The sequence below is a fragment of the Dongia sp. genome, assembly GCF_041905885.1.
GTDB lineage: Bacteria > Pseudomonadota > Alphaproteobacteria > Dongiales > Dongiaceae > Dongia.
Map to the genome: position 1 here is coordinate 189,807 of NZ_JAYRKD010000005.1, position 21,934 is coordinate 211,740.

The window sequence follows — 21,934 nt, forward strand, 5'->3', positions numbered from 1 at the left end:
ATCCCATATCGTTGGCGGAACCCGGGCGCGGACGCCGCGGCCGGGACTATACCGATCAGTCCTGGAAAAGCAACGCAGATGACGGAAGTGTTAACGCGGACTGGCCGCGTCAAGGGACGTCAGTCGGCGCCGCCGTGCTGCAGATAATCGGCGAGGATGCGGCGCAGATGGATGGCGCCGAAATCGGCGCGCTGGCGGGCGAGGTCCGGCGAGATACCGGCGGGTGCGGCGCCGGGCGCCCAGTCGAGGATATTGGCGATGGCGACGCTGCGCATGCCGAGCGCGCGGGCGATGATTGCCTCGGGGATCAGCGAGACGCCGACCATCTCGGCGCCCTGGTCGCGCGCCGCCGCGGGCGACGCCGCGCCCCAGCCGAAGCAGCCGGAGGCCAGCGGCACCTCGACCCGCGCCGAGGCCGCGACCAGCCGCTCGGTCAGCACGGGCTCATAGGCGGCATGCCAGTCGATCGGATAGCGCGTGCCGAAGCCCTGGCTCAAGGACATGGGGTCGCCGAGCATGGCATGTCCGGTCACCAGCGCCAGGCGTCCAGGACCGAGATCGGTGCGCAGCGAATGCGCCGCCGCGGTGAGCAGGACTTTGCCGCAGCCTAGTGCGGAAGCGACCTCGAGCGGCTCACGCATCGCATCGACCCGGCCGGCGCGATAGTAGTCCTCGTGACTTTCCAGCAGCGCCACGCTGTGGCCGGCGAGCTTGCCGAGCAGCAGGCGGCCGCGATGGCTGGCGACGGCGCTCTTCGGAAAGCCGGGCAGCTCCGCATAGGCGAAGATGGTCGGGTCCTCGACATCGCCGTCCACCGCCTGCAGGCCGGTCGACAGCACGATCGCGAGTTTCGGCTGGCGGTGACCGATCCGCTCGAGAATGCGCTCGACGGTCGCCGCGGTGCTCATCAGACGGAAGGCTGCCGGCGCAAGGCTTCCAGCAGCGCCTTGTTGGCATAGCCGTCCTGCGGCAGGCCGACCTTGGCCTGAAACAGGCGCGCGGCCTTGCGGGTCTTCAAGCCAAGCACGCCATCGACCTTGCCGACGTCGAAGCCCTGCGCGGCAAGCCGCGTCTGGAGCTCCTCGCGCTCGGCGAGGTTGAGCGGCGGCTCCGCCGTCGGCCAGGCCGCCTGCACGCCCTGCCCGCCCAGGATGCGCTGGCCGAGATAGGCGACCGACAGCGCGTAGGAGGTCGAGTTGTTGTAACGCAGGATCGCCTTGAAGTTCTTGGTGATGAGAAACGCCGGCCCCTTGTAACCCGTGAGCACGATGATCGAGGTGCCGCCGGGATATTCCGGCAAGCTCATGCCGCCCACCGTCTTCACCCCGAGCTGGCGCCAATGCGCGATCGGCTGCTCGAGGTCGAGTTCGGCCTCCTGATAGGGAAAGCCGGCCGGCAGCTTCACTTCCATGCCCCAGGGCACGCCGGCGATCCAGCCGCCGCCCGCCTTGGTCAGATGGTTCGCGGTCGAGGCGAAGACGTCCGGCATCGAGGTCCAGAGGTCCGGGGCACCCGAACGATCGGCATCGACGCCGAGCTCGATATAGTTGCTGGGCAGGAACTGGCTGTGGCCCATCGCCCCGGCCCAGGACCCGACCATCTTCGAAACCGGAATCTTGTCGCGGTTGGCGATGGTCAGCGCCGCCGCCAGTTCCTTGCAGGCGAAGTCGGTGCGCTTGGCGCCGTAGCCGAGGTTGGAGAGCGCCTCGAACACGTTGACGTCGCCGAAGTTGCGCCCGAAATCGGTCTCGATGCCCCAGATCCCCATCAGGGTCCCGGAATCGACGCCGTATTGCCGCGCCGCCTGGTCGACCACGGCGCGGTTCAGCATGTATTGCTGCTGGCCGCGCGCCACCCGGTCCTCGGAGACGGCCTTGGCGAGATAGGTCCAGACCGGGGTCACGAATTCCGGCTGCTTGGACTGCTTCACGGTGATGTCGGGATTCTCCTTCACCTGCTCGAAGGCGTCGGCGATCAGCTCCTTCGGCTGGCCGTTCTTGTAGGCGAAGGCCTCATAGCGCTCGACCCATTCGAGGAAGCTCTTGGCCTCGGTCGGGCAGCTCTGCTGGTCGATCTTGGTGAAGGCGTAGCGGTCCTTGGCGGGGATCGGCCCGGCCGGCTGCACCGGCGCCGGCGGCTGTTGCGTGGCGCAGGCGGCGAGCAGCAGCAGCGCGCCAAGCAGTGCAATCTTTCGCATCGGAACCCTTCTTCCCGGTCGACTCCCAAGGCAGGCAGAATAGTCTGGAATCATCGCTAAAAACCATGGGCGAATACCAGCCAGAGGCCGCGCCCGAGATAGGCGGCGCCGACGCCCAGGACCAGGCGACGACTCCAGCGCAGGAAGGTCTGGTTGGACAGGCGATCGAGCACGATCCGGGCCGAGCTGGTGCCGATGAACGCCGTTCCGACCGCCGCGGCATAGACCGCCAGCGGCAGGACCGGATCCGCGGGATCGCTGCCGATCACCAGCGCGAAATAGGCGAACTTCAAGCAATGACCGAGGGTCTGGGTCATTGCCTTGGTGGCGACGATGGTGCGGCGGTCGAGCGCCGTGCGCACGAAGAAGACGTCGAGCGCCGGACCGGACACGCCGGCGAAGACGCTGAGGCCCATCACCAGAAAGCCGACCAGCGTCGGCGCGCCGCGCCGCTCGATGTCGAGCGACCAACGCTGCGGCAGCGCCGCGGTGGCGAAAGGCAGCATGCCGAGCGCGATGTAGACCGCTTCCGTCGGCGGCGAGAGCGCGATCCAGGCGAAGAGCGCGAAGGCCGCCCCCGAGCCGGCGAGATAGCCCGGCAGCACGCTCCATTTCACATGCGCGCGCCAGAGGAAGGCGCGCCAGCCGTTCGAGGCCATCTGGGTGATCGCGTGCAGGCTCATCGCCAGCGGCACCGGGAGCACCATCAGCAGGATCCCCATCAGGATCAGCCCGCCCACCATGCCGAAGATGCCGGAGAGGAACGATGTCGCGAGCACGCTGGGAAAGACCGCGCCCAGCAGCATTCCGAGCGAGACCCCGATCGAAGCCATGATCCGACCCCATCCAAGTTCGGATCGGAGTGTTGCCCGTCGCGCTGCTTGCCCGCCAGCGCGGTTATGGCAGAATAGCCCGAGGAAAAGTTGGACAGACTGATGAATCTTCCAAGTTTAAAGGGACTTAGAGCAGTCGAGGCCGCCATCAGATTGGGCAGCTTCACCCGGGCGGCGGATGAGCTCAACGTCACCCAGACCGCGATCAGCCGGCTGGTGCGCGAAGTGGAGCTCTGGCTCGGCCACAGCCTGTTCGAGCGCCGCGCCAACACGCTGGAGCTTTCCGAATCCGGACGCGTGTTCGGGCCGCGGCTCTCCGACGCCTTTCGCGAATTGGAGGCGGCGGTCTCCAGCCTGCAGCGCCGGCCGGGCGGACCCGCGGTGACCATCGCGGTCGGGCCGACCTTTGCGATGCGCTGGCTGATCCCGCGCCTGCCCGGCTTCCAGCGCGCCCATCCCGGGATCGAAGTCCGGGTGGTGACCGCGATCGGCGATCCGACCGAGCTCCGGCCCGATTGGACCGCGACCATCCGCCTGGCCGACGGGCCGGGCGCCGGCCATGCCGGCCGGCAGCTGTTCACCGCCGCCTTGTTCCCGGTCGCCGCACCGGCGCTGGCGGCGCAGTTGAAGAAGCCGGCCGATCTCGCGCGCCAGACCCTGCTCGAGGTCGAGCATTCGCCGCAGGACTGGCCGCGCTGGCTGGCGGCGGCCGGGGTCGATCCGGCCAAGCTCCGGCGGCGCCTGTCCTTCGACTATTCGGCCTTTGCCTTGCAGGCGGCGCTGGATGGATTGGGCGTCGCCTTGGCGCGGGCGCCTTACGTAGCCGACGACCTCGCCGCGGGGCGACTGGTCAAGCCGTTCGAGCTCACCGTCGAAGAGGAACGGCGCGCCTGGTATGTCATCCACCGCCCGGGCGCGGAGAAGGAAACACCGTTCCTGGTGTTTTTGGAATGGTTGGCGGCGGTGCAGGAATAGCTCCAGTCGTCGACCGCGCGCGACCGCGCTTCGCATATCAGCCATGAGCCGCCGCCGCTTGCGGCCCCACGCCCCTCCCCTGCTAATCTCCGCGGCGACGTTGCAGGGGTGAAAGATGTCGGGCGCGATCGAGGCGCATCGCAAGGGTGCCATTCTGGTTCTGGGTGCGGCCTTCTGCTGGAGCAGCGGTGGCCTGATCGCGCGGCATATCGAGGCCGACGTCTGGACCCAGGTCGCGGGGCGAGGCTTCTTCGCCGCGATCACGCTTTTCCTCTTCCTGCTGGTGCGTGACGGACGAAACACCTGGTCCCTGTTCAAGGCGCTGGGAATTCCCGGGCTCGTCGTGGCCTGCTGCTTCGCCTCCGCGTCGATCTCCTTCGTGATTGCGCTGGGGGAGACGACCGTGGCGCTGATCCTGGTGATCCAGAGCACCGCGCCGTTCATCGCCGCCGTCATCGCCTGGATCTGGATGCGGGAATCGCCGGGCTGGATCCGCAGCCTCGCCATGCTCGTCGCATTGTTCGGCGTCTGGTACATGGTGTCCGGCGGTGAAAGCCGCGGCACCCCGCTCGGCATCGCGCTCTCCTGCGTGATCGCGCTCGCCATCGGCCTCGCGACCGTGATGGTGCGCCGCTACCATTCGATCCGCATGACTCCGGCGATGTGCATCGCGGCGACGATCCTGATGAGCGTCGGACTGGTCGGACGCTATACCGTCGGCCCCGACCCGCTGCCGGTTTCGATCAACGATATCGGCCTGCTGTTCCTGTTCGGCGCCATCCAGCTTGCCATCGGTCTCATCTGGTTCTCGACCGGCGCCAGGCTGATTCCCGCCGGCGAAGCGGCCTTGCTGGGCCTGCTCGAATGCGTGCTGGGCCCGCTCTGGGTCTGGCTGTTCCTCGACGAGGACCCGGGCGCGCAGGCACTGATCGGCGGCGCGCTCACCTTGGCCGCGGTCGCCGGCAACACGCTCTACGACATGGCCCGCGCCAGCCGCGCCGCCCGCAGCCTGGCGAAGAGCCCGGTCGGCGGGTCGGTTTGATAGCGGTGACGCGGAAAGCGACGCGGGGAAGCCTCACGCAGCTTCAAGCATGATCACGCATCAACACCATCAAGCCAAAATCACCCCCCGCCTGATCGCCGGCGTGATCCTGCCGTTCTCCTGCGGCTATCTGATCTCCTATCTCTTCCGCACCGTGAACTCGGTGATCGCGCCGGACCTGATCGCCGAGCTCAACCTCGACGAGGCCGGCCTCGGACTCATCACCTCCTCCTATCTCTATGCCTTCACCTTGTTCCAGCTGCCGCTCGGGCTGCTGCTCGACCGCTACGGGCCGCGACGGACCCATGCGGTGCTGCTCGCCATCGCGGCCTTCGGCAGCCTGCTGTTCGCCATCGGGCCGGATCCGCTCACCCTCACGCTCTCGCGCGCGGTGATCGGCATCGGGCTTTCCGGCGGATTGATGGCGGCCTTCAAGGCGAATGCGCTCTGGCTGCCCGCCGCGCGGGTGCCGCTGGCCAATTCGATCGTCGTCGCCTTCGGCGGGCTCGGCGTCTTCGCCGCGACCGGGCCGTCGGACTGGGTGGCGAGCCAGTTCGGCTGGCGCAGCCTGTTCTATCTGCTGGCGGCGGTGACCTTGCTGACGGCGGTGCTGGTCTACTGGCTCGCACCGCAGGGCAACGGCCAGCCGGAACACGCGACCGCCGCGCCGAAAGGCTGGCGCGCGCAGTTGAAAGACATCGGGCCGATCCTCAGCACCCCAACCTTCTGGGGCATCGCGCCGATGGTCGCCTTCGTCACCGGCGGCTTCATCGCGATCCAGAGTCTGTGGATCGCGCGCTGGCTGACCGACGTCCGCGTCCTCGACCGCGCCGATGTCGCCTTCGACCTGATGGCGATGGCGATCACCTTCTCCGGCGGCTCGCTGATCACCGGCTTCGTCGCCGACTGGGCGCACCGCAACGGCATCGGGTTGAAGGCGGTGATGATCGGCTGCTTCGTGATCCTCGCCTGCGCCGAGCTCGGCATCATCCTCGACGTAGCCCTGCCGGCCTGGCTGCTGGTCGGCGTGCTGGGCCTGGCGGGTTCGGGCTCCAACCTCGCCTATGTGACCCTCGGCGATCAGTTCGGCCCGGCGCTGGCGGGCCGGGCGCAGACCAGCCTCAACCTGCTGCTGTTCCTGGCCGCGGCCTTGATCCAATCCGGCATCGGCTGGGCCCTCGACCTCCTGGACGCAATCGGCTTCGGCGCCGGGGCCGAGATCCGCTACACCACCGTGCTCGGGTCGATGCTGGCGGTGCAGGTGCTCTCGGTCATCTGGTTCGCCCGTGCGACGCGTGAGACGACCACGCGTGAGCGGCGCTGAGGTGACGATCCGCGTTGCGCGGCTGGAAGACGCGCGCGCCATCGCCGAGTTGCATGTCGCCGTCTGGCGCGAGGCCTATCGCGATCTCGCGCCGCCCGAAGTCATGGTTGCCCTCGACGTCTCGAAGCGCCTGCCGCGCTGGGTCGAGATGATCGCGAGAGCCGAACGCAGCGTGCTGGTGGGGGAGCGCGATGGTCGGATCGTCGGCATCGGCACCGCGGGCGCGGCGACCGTGCCGGAGCTCGGCGGCCACGGCGAGATTCTCTATCTCTACGTGGACTCCACCTATGCGCGCGCGGGGATTGGACGCGCTTTGATGCGCCATCTTGCGCAAGCCTTGCAGGCGCAGGGTTACGACCGCGTCGCCCTCGGCGTGGTCGAGGGCAATCAATCGGCGATCGACTTCTATTTGAAACTTGGCGGACGGCTGGCGGGTTCCTACATCGATCCTGGACCGCTCTGGCGGTCACGGAACCAGATCATCATCTGGGACGATGTGCAGGTCCTGCTCTCAAACGGAAACATCCGGAGATCCGAATGACCCGATTCCGCCATCTTGCCGCCGGCGCCATCCTCCTCGCCGCCGGCACCGGCCTCGCCCATGCGGAGACCAAGACGGTTTCCATGAACCTGATCTCGGCGGAAGGCGGCCGCGCCCCGATCGGCACGATCGCGCTCGAGGATTCCGGCGATGGCTTGATCCTGAAGCCGAACCTCAAAGGCCTGCCGCCGGGCGAGCATGGCTTCCATCTCCACGCCAACCCGAGCTGCGCGCCGGGCGAGCAGGACGGCAAGATCGCCGCGGGCATCGCCGCCGGCGGCCATTTCGATCCGCACGAGACGCATAAGCATCTCGGTCCCACGGCAAGCGATGGGCATCAGGGCGACCTGCCGGTGCTGAAGGTGGCCGACGACGGCAGCGCCACCGGCACCTTGACGGCACCGCATCTCAAGCTCGCCGACATGATCGGCCATGCGCTGATGATCCATGCCGGCGGCGACAATTATTCGGACCAGCCGAAGCCGCTCGGCGGCGGCGGCCCGCGCATCGCCTGCGGCGTGGTGCAGTAGCGCTCAGTCCGGATACACGATCGACAGAATCTCGAGCTGTTCCGGGCCCGACGGCGTGCGCACGTTGACGGTGTCGCCGACCCGCTTCTGCATCAACGCGCGGGCGACCGGCGAGGTCCAGCTGATCCGGCCGGGCGCGAAGGTGGTCTCGTCGATGCCGGTGATGGTGACGGTTGTCTCGCTGTCGTCTTCGCGCACATAGGTCACGGTCGCGCCGAAGAAGACCTGGTCGCGGCGGGTCTGGCGCGCGGGATCGACCGGGACCGCGGCGGCCAGCCGCTTGTCCAGGAAGCGCAGGCGGCGGTCGATCTCGCGGAGCCGCTTCTTGCCGTAGATATAGTCGCCGTTCTCCGAGCGGTCGCCGTTGCCGGCGGCCCATTCGACCACCCGGACGATTTCCGGCCGGTCCACGGACCAGAGCTGGCGGCGCTCGGTCTTCAGCCGCTCGAACCCGTCCGGGGTGATGTAGTTCTTGCCGCCGGGGACCGACTCGGTCTCTTCGTCATCATCGGCGGCGGCGTTGGTCTCGCTGGCCATTCGCGCCCTGCACTCCTTATCTTCCCAAACCCCTTTGCCAAAAAGCCCCGCCGGAGACAAGTCCGGCCTATATCCTTGCTTCTTTTGTGCAATTCCGCGCCAAGGATTAAATTGCGGCGCCGCCCGTTGCATGAATCCGCGGTGATTGGCTGTTTGCAGCGGTTCCGTTAAGGTGAATTTCTGCTAGGGTGGGTGCCATGGGGACGATTGCAGCAACGCCGGAGGCCAGCCGACGGCTGGGGGATTTCAGCCTGCTCGAGGAGCTGAACGAGCAGGAGAAGCGCGGCATCGAGCAGCGCTGTCACAAGCGCACCTATTCCCGCAACGAGACCATCCTCGACAAGGGCTCGCAGAGCCGCGAGGTCTTCTTCGTCCTGAAGGGCTCGGTCTCGGTCATCACCTTCTCGCCGGCCGGGCGCGAAGTCACCCTGGCGGCGGTCAAGGCCGGCGACTTCTTCGGCGAGCTGGCGGCGATCGACGGCCAGCCGCGCTCCGCCAGCGTGACCGCGATCGAGAAGAGCGAGATCGCGATCATGCCGCCGGAGATGTTCCTGGAGGTCGTGCGCGGCCATCCGACGGTGGCCTTCCAGCTGATGCAGCGCTTGGCGCGCATGGTGCGGGCGAGCGGCTTGCGCATCCTGGAGCTTTCCACCCTGCAGGCGGCCCAGCGCGTCTATGCCGAGCTGTTGCGCATGGCGCAGCCCGACGCCGCGGTGCCGGGCCTGTTCGTGGTGCGGCCGCTGCCGCCGATGCACGAGATCGCCAGCATGACCTCGACCACGCGCGAGACGGTCAACCGCGCGATCAGCCAGCTCTATGACAGCGGCGTGCTGAAGCGCAAAGGCCGCAACCTCTACATCATGGACCGCTCGAAGCTGGAAGAGATCGTCCAATCGCTGCAGGCCCACCACCTGCACCGCTGATTGCTGCGGTCGCTGGATCTTCCCTCAGCGCGATTTCTGAACCATCACCGGCTGCACGTACCCCCATCCCGACCTTCCCCCTGAAGGGGGAAGGAGTGCGATCGTGCAGCGGCTCGATGAAAAAGCCCTCCCTCCTTTAGGGGGAGGGTTGGGTGGGGGCATGCAGCCGTGGTGCCTCGGCCTACGCGCGCTGGAAGATCCAGCGCCGCCGCGATCAGAGATGATCCGCGTCCGCGTCGTTGACCGGTGCCGCGGCGCTCGGCATCGGGCGCTGCTGCTGCAGGCGGCGATGTGATGCAACGCTCAAGGGAATGCTGCAGATGTAGGCGACCAGGATCAGCAGCAGCGTCGCGAAGGGCTCGGCCAGGGCGAGCGCGGTCAGCACCGCGACCACGATCATGGTCGGCAGCACCAGCGCCTGGCTGATCTTCAGCCGCTTGAAGGAGAAGGTCGGGATGCGGCTGACCGCCAGCCCCGCAACCGCCAGCATGACCGGGCCGGCCACATAGGGGCTGCGCAGGATCTCGAGATCCGGGAATTGCAACGAGGCGACCAGCGGCAGCAGCACCAGGCCGGCCGCGGCCGGCGCCGGGACGCCCGTGAAGAAGCGGCTGTGCCAGGCCGGGAGATCCGCATTGTCGAGCTTGGTGTTGAAGCGCGCGAGCCTGAGCGCCATGCCGGCGCTGAACAGCAGGGTCAGCGCCCAGCCGATGCCCTTCACGTCCTGCATGGTCCACATGAAGAGCACCACCGCGGGCGCCACGCCGAAGCTGACGAAGTCGCTCAGGGAGTCGAGCTCGGCGCCGAACTTGGAGGAGGAATCGAGCAGCCGCGCGATCCGGCCGTCGAGCGCGTCGAACACCGCGGCGAACAGGATCGCCAGCACCGCATGTTCCCAGCGCTGGTCCATGGCGAAACGGATGCTGGTCAGGCCCGCGCAGAGCGCGAACAGGGTCAGCATGTTCGGGATCAGCCGGTTGATCGAGTGATCCTTCAACCGGTTGCGCCGCATCCGCATCAATCCGTCCTTGCGCATCGTCACTTCTCCAGCCGCGTCAGCGGCGTTCACCGAGCCTTACGGGCTCCTCGGAATTCAGGTCGGCGATCACGGTCTCGCCGGCCAGCGTGGTCTGTCCCACCGCCACCAGCGGCTGGACGCCGTCCGGCAGATAGACATCGACCCGGCTGCCGAAGCGGATGATACCGAACCGCTCCCCGGCCCGCACCCGCCTTCCGGCGGTCAGGTCGCAGTGGATGCGCCGCGCCACCAGGCCGGCGATCTGCACCAGGCCGACATCGCGGCCGTCGGGGAGGCGCAGGTGCACCGATTGCCGCTCATTCTCCTCGCTTGCCTTGTCGAGCGAGGCGTTGACGAACTTGCCCGGCCGGTGGGCCAAGGTCACCACCTCGGCATCGACCGGAATCCGGTTCACATGAACATTGAACACATTCATGAAGATACTGATCCGCATCAACGGGCGGCCGCCCATGTTGATTTCCGGCGGCGGCGAAGCGGGCTGGATCATCTGCACCACGCCGTCGGCGGGGCTGATCACCAGCCCGGCGCGGGTCGGCGTCACCCGGTCCGGATCGCGGAAGAAATAGACGCACCAGGCGGTCAGCACCAGGCCCAGCAGGCCCAGCGGCGTCCAGAGCCACCAGAGCAGGACGGTCGCTGCGGCGAAGACCGCGATCAGGGGCCAGCCCTTGCGGTGGATCGGGGTTAACACAGTCTCGAACAATGGCGCCTCTTCGGATCGGTGGTCTGGGCTGTCAGGAATATGGGGAGCGCCCCCAAGTCCTTCAAATGCCACACTTCGCCCCACCGGTCACCCCAGACTGGGCGGATCTTCCGGGTAACGCCAACGCGCTTTACAGATCGTTAAGAGGGTCCGGGGTACTTTCCCAGCCCAGGAATTAGGACCCGGCATACCCTCGTGAACCTGAAAGCCCTCCCGTTGCTGAAGCTGCAACAGCTGCCACCGGAAGAGCCGCGCTTGCGGATCAATGCCGATGGCTCGTTGCAGATCGGCCGCAAGGACGGCCAGATCGAGTTTGCCTTCAACTATCTCGGCATCATCTTCGAGGCCAACACGCGGCCGACCGCTCACGGCACCGTGGTGCAGCTCGCGGCCGAGATCGCGCCGCTGCCCTATTCGGCCGAAGGCGTCGCCACGCGGCGCGCCGTCGTCGCCATCATCGATGCGTCGCAGACGCTGCACGAGGCGCGGCTGGTGATCAGCAAGCACCGCTGGATCTATTGCATCGGCAAGGCGGCACTGCCGGGCAACTGGGAGCCGCAGGACGTCATCACCGCGGCCACCCGGCTGGTGCTCGAGGTGAAACCCTATCTCGTCATGCTGCAGGAAGCCCTGCCGCCGCGCCCCCTGAAGGCGCACTGAACCTCAGTTCTGCTTCTTCGGCAGGTTGAATATCTGGCCCGGATAGATCAGATCCGGGTCGCGGATGTGATCCTTGTTGGCCTCGTAAATCACCGTGTACTGCACGCCGTTGCCATAGGTGCGGCGCGCGATGCGCCAGAGGCTGTTGCCCGGCTGCACGATGACGCTGTCGTCGGTCAGGGCGACGCTCGAGAAATCCGGCTGCGAGAACGGCACCTCGACCCGGGCCTGCACCTTGCCGCTGCCGTCGACCAGATCGACGCGCAGCTTATGGTCGCCGGCCGGCGACTTCTGCTCCGGCACGAAGGTCCAGCGGCCGGCGCTGTCGGCCTTGGCGTTGCCCATGCTCCCGTTGTCGAGATAGAGCAGCAGATCGCCGCCGGGCAGGGTATGCCCGCTCAGCATGGCGCGGCCGTCCTGGGTGTAGTCGATGGTGTCGAGGCTCAACGGCGGCGCCTGCGGCTCGGGCGCCGCGGAACCCTCCTGCGCGGCCGCGGTGACCGGCGCCGGCGGCGTCGCCGAAGCGGCACCCGGCGAGTTCAAGAGCTGGGTCGGCCCCTCGCCGTCCTTCGGCACCTCGAGCGCCAGCGCGCCCGAGGGCTTGGTCACCGGCTGGCCGGCGATGTCCTCGGCCGGCTTCGGCACCACGACGATGACTTCCTTCTCGGAATCGAGGCTCTTGCCGCCCTCGTCGGTGGCGCGCACCGAGAATTTGTGCTGGCCGGGATCGACCGCGGAATCCGGCAGCAGCACCCATTCGCCGCGATCGTCGGCCTCCGCCGAGCCGACCGGCTGGCCGTTGTCGAGCAGCGTGATCTTGGTGCCGGGTGCGGCGCGGCCGGCGATCACCGCATCGCCGTTCGGGTTGACGCGCACCACGTCGAAGCTCGGCTTCACTTCCGGCGCGGGTGCTGGTGTCGGAGTCGGCGCGGCCGCGGCGACCTGCTCGCCGCCTGCCGCCGGGGTCTGGGCTGCCGGGGTCTGGGCTGCCGGAGCCTGGACGGCCGGAGTCTCGGTGGTCGTCGCTGGAGTCTGCGGCGGGTTGATCGGCTGCGGCTCGGTCGCGCCGGTGATGGTCGATTGCTGTGCCGGCTGCTCGGCGGCGGCCGGCGGCGTGGCCGGCGCTTCGCTCGAGCTGGCCGCGGGCTGCTGCTCGGCCGGGGCCGGATTGGCGGGCGGCGTGGTGGTGGCCGGGGCCGCCGGCTGCGCGCCGGAAGTCTGGGCGGCGGGCGGCTCGGGAGTCTCGTCCACGTCCTGCTTCGACACCGCGTAGATCAGGCCCAGGATCGCCGCAACCAGGACGGCACCGATGGTTGCGACCAAGGTCAGCCGGTTCATGAAAATCGCTCGATTCGTCTCATTACAGTTCCGTCACACCGTAATGCGGAACCCGAATCCGCGCAATCAAGGGGCTTCCCGTAGGCAGCTCCGCCGGCACTTTACCCAGCCATTTCCTGGGTCTCCCGCGGCGCAATATCGGGTTGACGGCATGCGGAATAGGCCCCAAAACAGCCGCATTGAAAAGGTTTAAAAACCCCTCCCTTCCCGGCTCCATTGGACCGGGGCCAAACGGGCCTCTCCACACCCATGACCTTGATTAAATCCATCTGTGTCTATTGCGGCTCGGCGCGCGGCCGCTCGCCGCGCTATGTCGCCGCCGCCCGCGAGCTCGGCGAAGCCATGGCCGAGCGCAAGATCCGCCTCATCTACGGCGGCGCCCGCATCGGCATGATGGGCGAGGTCGCCGACGCCGTGATGAAGAACGGCGGCGAGGTGATCGGCGTCATCCCCGAGCATCTGCAGACCAGCGAGGTCGGCCATTCGGGCATCACCGAATTGAAGGTCGTCGAGAGCATGCATGTCCGCAAGAAGCTGATGTTCGATCTCTCGGACGGCTTCGCGGTGCTGCCCGGCGGCTACGGCACCTTGGACGAACTGTTCGAGATCGTGACCTGGCGGATGCTGAAGCTGCACGACAAGCCGGTCGTGGTGCTCAACATCGACGGCTACTGGGATCCCTTCCAGAAGCTGATCGACCAGTTGATCGGCGAAGGCTTCGCGCGCGAGGATTCGCGGCAGTATTTCTCGGTGGTGAACTCGGTCGGGCGGATGTTCGATCTGCTCGAGCAGCCCGCCGACATCCAGGTCACAGAACACCCGGAACGCATTTAGTTCTTCAAACGGAGGATATCGAGATGGCGAAGATCAAGGTCAAGACGCCGGTGGTGGAGCTGGACGGCGACGAGATGACCCGGATCATCTGGGCCTTCATCAAGCAGAAGCTGATCCTGCCCTATCTCGACATCGACCTGAAATACTACGACCTCGGCGTCGAGAAGCGCGACGAGACCAACGACCAGATCACCATCGATTCCGCGAACGCGATCAAGCAATACGGCGTCGGCGTCAAATGCGCCACCATCACCCCGGACGAAGGCCGGGTGAAGGAGTTCGGGCTGAAGCAGATGTGGAAGTCGCCGAACGGCACGATCCGCAACATCCTCGACGGCACCGTGTTCCGCCAGCCGATCATCTGCAAGAACGTGCCGCGCCTGGTGCCGAACTGGACCCAGCCGATCGTGGTCGGCCGCCATGCCTTCGGCGACCAGTATCGCGCCACCGACTTCATCGTGCCCGGCAAGGGCAAGCTCACCATGAAGTTCGTGCCGGAAGGCGGCGGCGCGCCGATCGAGAAGGAAGTCTTCAACTTCCCCGGCGCCGGCGTCGCCATGGGCATGTACAACCTCGATGACTCGATCCGTGGCTTTGCGCGCGCCTGCTTCAACTACGGGCTCTCGCTCGGCTGGCCGGTCTATCTCTCGACCAAGAACACGATCCTCAAGGTCTATGACGGCCGCTTCATGAACATCTTCCAGGAGGTGTACGACCAGGAATTCGCCAGTGAGTTCAAGGCGAAGAAGATCACTTACGAGCACCGCCTGATCGACGACATGGTGGCCTCGGCGCTGAAATGGTCCGGCGGCTTCGTTTGGGCCTGCAAGAACTACGACGGCGACGTGCAGTCCGACACCGTCGCGCAGGGCTTCGGCTCGTTGGGCCTGATGACCTCGGTGCTGCTCTCGCCGGACGGCAAGACGGTCGAAGCGGAAGCGGCCCACGGCACGGTGACGCGGCATTATCGCGAGCACCAGAAGGGCAAGCCGACCTCGACCAACCCGATCGCCTCGATCTACGCCTGGACCCGCGGCCTCTACTACCGCGGCAAGTTCGACGGCAATGCCGCACTGCAGACCTTCGCCGAGACCCTGGAGAAGGTCTGCGTCGAGACCGTCGAGAGCGGTTTCATGACCAAGGACCTGGCGCTGCTGATCAGCCCCGACCAGAAGTGGCTGACCACCGAGCAGTTCCTCGATAAGCTGGACGAGAACCTGAAGAAGGCGATGGGGTGAGCGTCATGAACGTCACCCGCCGCTTCGTGATTGCCGCCGCGCTGATGTTCAGCGCGGCGGCACCCGCATTTGCCCCCTCTGCGTTTGCGCAAAGCGCCGACGCCAACACGCTCTATCTCGACTTCAAGGACGGGCGCGTGACGATCCAGCTCGATCCGGTCGCCGCGCCGAAGACCGTCGCGCATATCCAGGACCTGGTCCGGAAGGGCTTCTACACCAACACGCCGATCCACCGCGTCATCCCCGGCTTCATGGCGCAGATGGGCGACCCGACCGGCACCGGCGGCGGCCCCGGCTCCGGCACCACCGTCCCCGCCGAGTTCGGCCCGACCCCGTTCGAGCGCGGCACGGTCGGCCTGGCGCGGACCGAGGACCCGAACAGCGGCGACAGCCAGTTCTTCATCATGTTCGCGCGGAACGACTATCTCGACGGCAAGTACACCGCCTTCGGAAAAGTCACCGCGGGCATGGAGGTCGTGGACAAGATCAAGGCCGGCACCCGCGAGAACAACGGCGTGGTCGACGACCCGGACAAGCTCCTGAAGGCGACGCTCGGCGATATGCAGTAGCGCCGGCTCAGGCGGCGGCGGACTTCCGCCGCCGCCAGCCGAGATATCCCATTCCGCCGATCGCCGAGAGGAACAGCGGCAGCGCCGCGGGCAGCGGCGTCGTCGCGACGGCGACCGGCGTGGCCGTGATATGCGCGATGCCGTGATAGGTCTCGTAGAGGCCGCCGTATCCCGCCTGCATGTACATCGCGTAGATCGGTTGGAAACCGCCGAGCGAGAAGTTGGAGATATCGAAGACCAGGTCGTCGGTGCCGACATGGATGCCGTTCACGCCGGCCCCGTTGGCGAGCCCGCCGATCCGCAGCTGGTCGAAGAAGTAGCGGTATCCCAGCGTGCCGACGTTGAGGTTGATGAAGCTCGCGTCCACCGCGCCGCTCGCGAAGTTCACCAGGTCGGCCGTGAACTTGAACTCGGCCAGCACGGCCGGGGCGGGCAACGGGTCGGCGCCGCCGAGAACGTCGGTGAAGTCCCAGGCTGAAATGGTCACCGTGTAGTCCATGGTGGTGGCCGCCGCCGGGCGCGCCGCGCCAGCCAGCAGGACGATGCCGGCAATCGCCAGCAGCAGACGCCTGATCATCGATTCATCCCATTTGATTCAAATGCCGGCGCGGATCTTAAGATCAACCCCAGGCTGCAACAACCGCAATGAGGTGAAGGCGTCCGCGAAACAGGGTTAAGGTCGGCAGCGCCGAACGCCTGGGCCATCCATCACAGGCGCTTATCGACGACCGGAGCGCGAACAGGTCTTCAATCCTGCGTGCGAATGCCTCCGCAGGATCGCGGCGCAGCCCGGCTCGGCGATATGCAGGAACGCCGGGCGGCGGCGTCAGGCGGCGGACTTCCGTCGCCGCCAGCCGACCAGGCCCAACCCGCCCAGCGCCGCGGCGAACAGCGGCAGTGCGGCCGGGATCGGCGTCGTCGCAACCGAGGTCACGTAAACCAGGCCGAAGCTGGTCGTAAACGCGTCGGTCGTGCCCGAGATCGAGTAGAGGAATTGGGCAAAGGTCGGGGTGCCGGACGTGAAGTTGCTGATCCGGAGATAGAAATCGGAGGTCCCGAAGGTCAGCCCGCCCGCCGAACCCAGCGCACCGACATTCAGCACGTCCGACGCCGGGTTATAGGAGAAGAGCAGCGGCGAGCTCGAGCCCAGGGGTGTCAGGAAATCGAGCGCGATCGTCCCGGCGTCGAAGACTGCGGCGCTGGGATCCAAGGTGAGGGTGAACTGGCCGAGCACGAAATTCGCCGGCACCGGATTCCCGTTGAAGGCGCTGAAATTGGAGGCGCCGAAATTGACCGTGTAGTCGATGGTGGATGCAGCCGCTGGCTTCTGCGACGTGAACGCCAGTGCCAACGCGCCCAGCGCGAACAGCCAGTTCCGGATCTTCATGCGGCGAGCCCTCTTCGATGATTCGATTGAACTTTTAAGCTGTCCTGCGCTGGAGGCGCAAGCGGCTATCGGCACGCAGCATGCTCAACGCAAGGCGTTCGGCCATGCCGACACGCCCGGCCTCACGCCCAGGGCCGCCGGCTCGGCCAGATTGCGAAAGGATTCCCAATCCGCTTCGGCGCGCGCATCTGCAGGATCGCGGCGAAGGCCAGCGGGAACAGCGCCAGGCCGAACAGGAACTGCCCGGTCTGGCGGTTGAACAGCCAGACCAGCCAGCGGCCGAAGCTCTGCAACGACTGATCGTCGAGCACGCCGCGCGCCGCCGGCAGCAACTGCGTGTCGGTGATCCAGAGCGCGATGCCGAGCGCCGCCACCGCGGCGCCGAAGCCGGCCAGCGCCCAGCCGGCGCGGCGCCACCAGCCGACCGCGATCGGATCGGCGGGATGGAGATCGCCGTCGGGCGTCGGCGTGCGCCAGACCTCGATCAGCTCCTGCCGCGCCACCCAGATCGCACCCAGCGCCGAGACCAGCATCACGCCGAACTGCATGAAGCGCAGGTATTCCAGCGGCTCCGGCGCAAGCCCGGTGCGGACCACCAGCAGCGCTACGTTGTCCAGGGCCATCAGCGGGAAGTCGTAGAGCGTATGCGCGGCGATCGGCAGGATGAGCGCCAGCAGCACGGCGATCACGGCGGGCAGTGCCTTGCGCCACCAGAGCGCCAGGAAATAGCCCATGAACATGCCGTCGATGGTATGGCCGGGGATCGCCATCATGCCGCGGATGGTGCCGATCACCGCCCAGTTGCCGCTGGCCCGCGCGACGTAGAGCACGTTCTCCAGGGCGGCGAAGCCCAAGCCCACCAGGATCGCGCCGCAGAACAGATCGCCGCCGGAATCGCAGTCCTTGCTGAGGCGGATCACCAGCCAGACCATCAGGAACTTCGCGATCTCCTCCGGGATCGCCGCGCGGCCGCCGGCATCGATCAGCGCCTGCCAGAGCGCGCCCTGAAGCCCGTCGTCGATCGCATAGCGCGGCAGGATCGCCGCCGCCTCCAGCGCGCTTCCCATCAGGATCGCCAGCGCCGCCGCCACCAGGCCGAGCCCGAACGACTTGATGCCGAGCCGGAAGCCGAGGCGGTGCCGGTAATGCGTCAGGAAGAACGCGGTCAGCAGCAGCGGCGGGAAAGTCGCTGTCAGGAAGGTGGCGAGGACCAGCACGGGCGGGCTACTGCTTGTTGCGCACCAGCACGCCGAACAACGCCACCACCGGCGAAACGGCGACAGCCACCGTCATGATGGCACTTGCTCGCAGGTTCTCAGGGGTCACGTCGGCGAGTTCGGTCGGCTGCGGCTGGCCTTCCAGCGCGCGCGCCATGAAGAACGCCAGAACCAGCGAGCCGATGAATCCCATGCCGCCGACGACGATCATGACGTCCCCGGTGCGGTGCCAGCGCGCCACCTTCTTCTGATGCGCGGCCTCGCTGGTGATCGGATCCTCACGGGCGCTGCGGCGCAGCTCCCAACAGAACAGCGTGATCGACAGCGCGATGACGGCGAGTATGCAGGGCACGGCCACCCACAGTGATTGCGTGATGGTCTCGATACGCATCTGCTTGGTCTGCAGATATTCGAGCACCGGCCGTATCAAGCCCCAATTGAACAGCGCATGCGCCACCGCTGCGACCAGATAGCCGAGCACCGGCAGATGCCATCTGCGCCAGCCGCTACGCACCAGCTCGGCCAGAAAGAAGCCTTGCATCATGCCCATCATGCTGTGCACGAAGCTCGCAGCGATGCCGCGGCCGATGGCGACCGGCAGGGCTATCTCCGGGAACATCCGCGCGTAATGCGCATTCTCGATCGCCGCAAATCCCAGCGCCGCGAAGAGCGACGCTTGGAACGCCTCCGCCGGTCGCAGTCCGCGGAAGCAGACCAGCATCGCCGCCGCCGTCGCGGTGAGTTTCACGGCCTCCTCCGGCAGGCCGGCGGCCAGCACCATCATGCGCAAGGCGCTCCAGGTATCCGTGATCGCGCCCAGCCCCGCGGCACGCGGTGCCAGCAGCCAGACGTAGAGCGCCGTGACCCCGATGCCCAACGGAAAGGCCAGCCCCACCAGCAGCCACCGCGCCGGCCGCGGAAACAGCGCCTGATAGAACCAGATGAACAACCCGGCGCAGGCAAGCACCGCGACGATGGCCAGGATCGGGGGAAAGGCGGCGGGATGGGGCAAAGTGCGTCAGATCCTTCTCACGCAGGAAGGACCCCAGCGCTGGATCAAATGCATCACGGCTGCATCAACCCCCTCCCTCACCCTCCCCCAATCTTGGGGAAGGGAAGAGAGTTGGAACCTTCGCATTCTTATGCAGCCTTCGCGTTCTCGGGCCGCTGCATCATCACAGAGTCCCCTCCCCCGAGATCGGGGGAGGGCTAGGGAGGGGGTTGATGCAGCCTGAGCGTCCCGTATCCAGCGCGCCGCCACCGCCAACCTCAAGCCGCCTTGATGCGGTCGCCGATCGCGGCTTCGATCGCGGCGATGGCGTTCTGCGCGTTGGCCGCGTCGGGACCGCCGGCCTGCGCCATGTCGGGTCGCCCGCCGCCGCCCTGGCCGCCCAAAGCCGCGCTGCCCGCCTTCACCAGGTCGACCGCCGAGAGTCTCGCGGTCAGGTCGTCGGTGACGCCGACCACCACGCTGGCCTTGCCGTCCGCGGTGGCGATCAGCGCCACCACGCCCGAGCCCAGCTGCTTCTTCAGCGCGTCGGCCATGCTCTTCAGTTCCTTGGCCGGCACGTCAGGCAGCAGCCGCGCCGCCAGCTTCACGCCGTTGACGCTCTTGGTGTCGCCGCCGCTCGAAGAACTTCCGCCCGTCGCGATCTGCTTGCGCGCCTCGGCCAGCTCGCGGTCGAGCTTCTTGCGCTCTTCCAGCAGCGAGACGATGCGGGCGGAGAGATCCTGCGGCGTCGCGCGCAGGGCCGCCGCCGCCTCATGGACGATCTTCTGCTGCTCCTCGACGAATTTCTCCGCCGCGGCGCCGGTCACCGCCTCGATGCGGCGCAGCCCCGCGCCGACCGCGCTTTCGCCGACGATCTTCAGGAAGCCGATATCGCCGGTCCGCCGCACATGGGTGCCGCCGCAAAGCTCGGTCGAGAATTCCTTCAACTCTTCCTCATCGCGGCCGCCCATGGAGACGACGCGCACTTCCTCGCCGTATTTCTCGCCGAACAGCGCCATCGCGCCGGCCTCGATCGCGGCATCGGGAGTCATCAGCCGCGTGCCGACATCGGCATTGGCGCGGATCCGGCGGTTCACCTCATGCTCGATCCAGGCGATATCCTCGGGCGTCAGCGCCTTGTTGTTGCTGAAGTCGAAGCGCAACCGGTCGGGCGCCACCAGCGAGCCCTTCTGGGTCACATGTTCGCCCAGGCGGCGCCGCAGCGCCTCATGCAGCAGATGCGTCGCCGAGTGATGCGCGCGCAGGCCCGAGCGGCGCTTGCCGTCGACCTTCATCTCCACCGCCTCACCCTTCGAGATCGAGCCCTGCACGACCTTGCCCAGATGCACGAAGAGCTCGCCGAGCTTCTTCTGCACATCATGGACTTCAATGACGCCGCCTTCTGCCGTGGTGATGCGGCCGGTATCGCCCATCTGGCCGCCGCTCTCGCCGTAGAACGGGGTCTGGTTGGTGACGATCGCGACCTCGTCGCCCTTGCCCGCCGCATCGACCTCCTTGCCGGCCTTGACCAAAGCGGTGACGATGCCCTGCGCGCTCTCGGTCTCATAGCCGAGGAACTCGCTGGCGCCTACCTTCTGCTTCAGGTCGAACCAGATGGTCTCGGTCGCCGCCTCGCCGGAGCCGGCCCAGGCCTTGCGCGCGGTCTCGCGCTGGCGCTCCATCGCCGCGTCGAACTGCGCCTGGTCGACCTCGCGGTTCTGCCCCTTCAGCACGTCCTGGGTGAGATCCAGGGGGAAGCCGAAGGTGTCATAGAGCTTGAACGCGGTCTCGCCGTTGAGCTTCTGCCCCGGCTTCAGCCCCGCGGTCTCCTCGTCGAGCAGCTTCAACCCGCGCTCCAGCGTCTGCTTGAAGCGGGTCTCCTCGAGCTTCAGGGTCTCGGTGATGACCGCCTGTGCGCGGCCGAGCTCCGGGTAGGCCTGGCCCATCTCCAGCACCAGCGCCGGCACCAGCTGCCACATCAGCGGCTCCTTGTAGCCGAGCAGATGCGCATGCCGCATCGCGCGGCGCATGATCCGCCGCAGCACATAGCCGCGGCCCTCGTTGGAGGGCAGCACGCCGTCGGCGATCAGGAACGAAGATGCGCGCAGATGGTCGGCGATCACCCGGTGCGAGACCTTGTGCACGCCGTCCGCCTCGGTCCCGGAAATCTCCGCCGAGGCCTCGATCAGCTTGCGGAACAGATCGATGTCGAAATTGTCATGCTTGCCCTGCAGCACGGCTGCGAGCCGCTCCAGCCCCATGCCGGTGTCGATCGAGGGCTTGGGCAGGTTGATGCGCTCGGTCTTGGTGACCTGCTCGAACTGCATGAAGACGAGGTTCCAGATCTCGACGAAGCGGTCGCCGTCGGCATCAGGCGAACCCGGAGGCCCGCCGAAAATCTTGTCGCCATGGTCGTAGAAGATTTCCGAGCAGGGGCCGCAGGGCCCGGTATCGCCCATGGACCAGAAATTGTCCGAGGTCGAGATGCCGATGATGCGGCTGTCCGGGAAGCCGGTCACCTTCTTCCACAGCGCCCGCGCCTCGTCGTCCTCGGAATAGACGGTGATGGTGAGCTTGTCCGGCGACAGCCCGTATTCCTTGGTCAGCAGGTTCCAGGCGAGCGGGATCGCCCGCTCCTTGAAATAATCGCCGAAGGAGAAGTTGCCGAGCATCTCGAAGAAGGTGTGATGCCGCGCGGTATGGCCGACATTCTCGAGGTCGTTGTGCTTGCCGCCGGCCCGCACGCATTTCTGCGCGGTCGAGGCGCGCGTATAGGGCCGCGGGTCCTGCCCGGTGAAGACGTTCTTGAACTGCACCATGCCGGAGTTCACGAACATCAAGGTCGGATCGTTCCGCGGCACCAGCGGCGACGAGGCCACGACCTCATGCCCCTCCTTGCGGAAGTAGTCCAGAAACACGCGGCGAATTTCGTTGGCAGTATGCATAGGCAGCGGCGTCCGATCTCGGTGGTTGGTCAGTGGGTTAGCGGCGGTTTGGTCTGGGCGCAGATCAAGGCGCCCGGACCGGGGGACCGAGCGCAACTCCTTAGTATTTAG

At 66.9% G+C, this 21,934-nt stretch carries 22 protein-coding genes; 10 read left to right on the forward strand and 12 right to left on the reverse strand.

Annotated elements, in window-relative coordinates; translation table 11 throughout:
• Nucleotides 1–119 precede the first annotated feature (119 nt).
• From ACH2CY_RS07165 to ACH2CY_RS07175, 3 genes are read right to left on the reverse strand one after another with little or no spacing between them, the layout of a single operon-like run.
• Nucleotides 120–908 (reverse strand): hypothetical protein, encoded by a 789-nt coding sequence (locus ACH2CY_RS07165; RefSeq protein WP_395017580.1) that lies wholly within the window; start codon nt 906–908, stop codon nt 120–122.
• Nucleotides 908–2,197, reverse strand: a complete 1,290-nt coding sequence (locus ACH2CY_RS07170; RefSeq protein WP_395017583.1) for a lytic murein transglycosylase — start codon at nt 2,195–2,197, stop codon at nt 908–910. The genes ACH2CY_RS07165 and ACH2CY_RS07170 overlap by 1 nt, the downstream gene beginning before the upstream one ends.
• Before the next feature lie 56 nt (nt 2,198–2,253).
• Nucleotides 2,254–3,030 (reverse strand): TSUP family transporter, encoded by a 777-nt coding sequence (locus tag ACH2CY_RS07175; protein WP_395017586.1) that lies wholly within the window; start codon nt 3,028–3,030, stop codon nt 2,254–2,256.
• Nucleotides 3,031–3,132: 102 nt separating this feature from the next.
• Here ACH2CY_RS07175 and ACH2CY_RS07180 point away from each other — a divergent pair, with 102 nt between their 5' ends.
• From ACH2CY_RS07180 to sodC, 5 genes are all read left to right on the forward strand, one after another.
• Nucleotides 3,133–4,005, forward strand: coding sequence for a LysR substrate-binding domain-containing protein (locus ACH2CY_RS07180; RefSeq protein ID WP_395017588.1), 873 nt, complete (start codon nt 3,133–3,135; stop codon nt 4,003–4,005).
• A gap of 115 nt (nt 4,006–4,120) precedes the next feature.
• Nucleotides 4,121–5,047: a DMT family transporter gene (locus ACH2CY_RS07185; protein WP_395017591.1), complete on the forward strand. Its 927-nt coding sequence runs from the start codon at nt 4,121–4,123 to the stop codon at nt 5,045–5,047.
• A 49-nt stretch (nt 5,048–5,096) separates the two neighbouring features.
• Nucleotides 5,097–6,371, forward strand: coding sequence for a nitrate/nitrite transporter (locus ACH2CY_RS07190; protein WP_395017594.1), 1,275 nt, complete (start codon nt 5,097–5,099; stop codon nt 6,369–6,371).
• The gene (locus tag ACH2CY_RS07195; RefSeq protein ID WP_395017596.1) at nt 6,358–6,912 is read left to right on the forward strand and encodes a GNAT family N-acetyltransferase; all 555 of its coding nucleotides are present in this window, start codon (nt 6,358–6,360) and stop codon (nt 6,910–6,912) included. Before ACH2CY_RS07190 ends, ACH2CY_RS07195 begins: the two co-directional genes overlap by 14 nt.
• Nucleotides 6,909–7,442 (forward strand): superoxide dismutase [Cu-Zn] SodC, encoded by a 534-nt coding sequence (gene sodC, locus ACH2CY_RS07200; RefSeq protein ID WP_395017599.1) that lies wholly within the window; start codon nt 6,909–6,911, stop codon nt 7,440–7,442. Before ACH2CY_RS07195 ends, sodC begins: the two co-directional genes overlap by 4 nt.
• A 3-nt stretch (nt 7,443–7,445) precedes the next feature.
• On the opposite strand, the gene greB is transcribed toward sodC, so the two are convergent.
• Nucleotides 7,446–7,979 carry a transcription elongation factor GreB gene (gene greB, locus ACH2CY_RS07205; RefSeq protein ID WP_395017601.1) on the reverse strand — a complete coding sequence of 178 codons (534 nt, stop codon included), beginning with the start codon at nt 7,977–7,979 and terminating at the stop codon, nt 7,446–7,448.
• A gap of 197 nt (nt 7,980–8,176) precedes the next feature.
• On the opposite strand from greB, the gene ACH2CY_RS07210 reads away from it, so the two are divergent.
• A complete protein-coding gene (locus tag ACH2CY_RS07210; RefSeq protein ID WP_395017602.1) occupies nt 8,177–8,902 on the forward strand; it encodes a Crp/Fnr family transcriptional regulator in 726 nt (241 codons plus the stop codon).
• A gap of 214 nt (nt 8,903–9,116) precedes the next feature.
• Here ACH2CY_RS07210 and ACH2CY_RS07215 read toward each other — a convergent pair whose 3' ends face one another.
• Nucleotides 9,117–9,938 (reverse strand): CDP-alcohol phosphatidyltransferase family protein, encoded by an 822-nt coding sequence (locus tag ACH2CY_RS07215; protein WP_395017605.1) that lies wholly within the window; start codon nt 9,936–9,938, stop codon nt 9,117–9,119.
• 19 nt (nt 9,939–9,957) lie between these two features.
• Nucleotides 9,958–10,644 carry a phosphatidylserine decarboxylase gene (locus tag ACH2CY_RS07220; RefSeq protein ID WP_395017608.1) on the reverse strand — a complete coding sequence of 229 codons (687 nt, stop codon included), beginning with the start codon at nt 10,642–10,644 and terminating at the stop codon, nt 9,958–9,960.
• Nucleotides 10,645–10,839: 195 nt separating this feature from the next.
• Between ACH2CY_RS07220 and ACH2CY_RS07225 the strand changes: the two genes are divergently transcribed.
• Complete coding sequence (locus tag ACH2CY_RS07225; protein ID WP_395017610.1) at nt 10,840–11,304, forward strand: hypothetical protein; 465 nt, start codon at nt 10,840–10,842, stop codon at nt 11,302–11,304.
• Between the two features lie 3 nt (nt 11,305–11,307).
• On the opposite strand, the gene ACH2CY_RS07230 is transcribed toward ACH2CY_RS07225, so the two are convergent.
• Nucleotides 11,308–12,642, reverse strand: coding sequence for an Ig-like domain-containing protein (locus ACH2CY_RS07230; RefSeq protein ID WP_395017613.1), 1,335 nt, complete (start codon nt 12,640–12,642; stop codon nt 11,308–11,310).
• Nucleotides 12,643–12,891: 249 nt separating this feature from the next.
• Here ACH2CY_RS07230 and ACH2CY_RS07235 point away from each other — a divergent pair, with 249 nt between their 5' ends.
• Genes ACH2CY_RS07235 through ACH2CY_RS07245 form a run of 3 tightly spaced genes read left to right on the forward strand, consistent with a single transcriptional unit; the run spans nt 12,892 to nt 15,283 of the window.
• Nucleotides 12,892–13,476, forward strand: a complete 585-nt coding sequence (locus ACH2CY_RS07235) for a TIGR00730 family Rossman fold protein (protein WP_395017615.1) — start codon at nt 12,892–12,894, stop codon at nt 13,474–13,476.
• Between the two features lie 23 nt (nt 13,477–13,499).
• A complete protein-coding gene (locus ACH2CY_RS07240) occupies nt 13,500–14,714 on the forward strand; it encodes an NADP-dependent isocitrate dehydrogenase (RefSeq protein ID WP_395017617.1) in 1,215 nt (404 codons plus the stop codon).
• Between the two features lie 5 nt (nt 14,715–14,719).
• Nucleotides 14,720–15,283, forward strand: a complete 564-nt coding sequence (locus ACH2CY_RS07245; protein WP_395017620.1) for a peptidylprolyl isomerase — start codon at nt 14,720–14,722, stop codon at nt 15,281–15,283.
• Between the two features lie 7 nt (nt 15,284–15,290).
• Here the strand turns inward: ACH2CY_RS07245 and ACH2CY_RS07250 are convergent, their stop codons facing one another.
• From ACH2CY_RS07250 to alaS, 5 genes are all read right to left on the reverse strand, one after another.
• Nucleotides 15,291–15,860 (reverse strand): PEP-CTERM sorting domain-containing protein, encoded by a 570-nt coding sequence (locus ACH2CY_RS07250; protein ID WP_395017623.1) that lies wholly within the window; start codon nt 15,858–15,860, stop codon nt 15,291–15,293.
• A gap of 249 nt (nt 15,861–16,109) precedes the next feature.
• Entirely contained in the window at nt 16,110–16,670 is a 561-nt protein-coding gene (locus tag ACH2CY_RS07255) for a hypothetical protein (protein ID WP_395017625.1), read from the reverse strand.
• Between the two features lie 122 nt (nt 16,671–16,792).
• Nucleotides 16,793–17,887 carry a PrsW family glutamic-type intramembrane protease gene (locus ACH2CY_RS07260; protein WP_395017626.1) on the reverse strand — a complete coding sequence of 365 codons (1,095 nt, stop codon included), beginning with the start codon at nt 17,885–17,887 and terminating at the stop codon, nt 16,793–16,795.
• 7 nt (nt 17,888–17,894) lie between these two features.
• Complete coding sequence (locus tag ACH2CY_RS07265) at nt 17,895–18,899, reverse strand: PrsW family glutamic-type intramembrane protease (protein ID WP_395017628.1); 1,005 nt, start codon at nt 18,897–18,899, stop codon at nt 17,895–17,897.
• A gap of 257 nt (nt 18,900–19,156) precedes the next feature.
• Nucleotides 19,157–21,823 carry an alanine--tRNA ligase gene (gene alaS, locus ACH2CY_RS07270; RefSeq protein WP_395017630.1) on the reverse strand — a complete coding sequence of 889 codons (2,667 nt, stop codon included), beginning with the start codon at nt 21,821–21,823 and terminating at the stop codon, nt 19,157–19,159.
• Nucleotides 21,824–21,934: the final 111 nt, after the last annotated feature.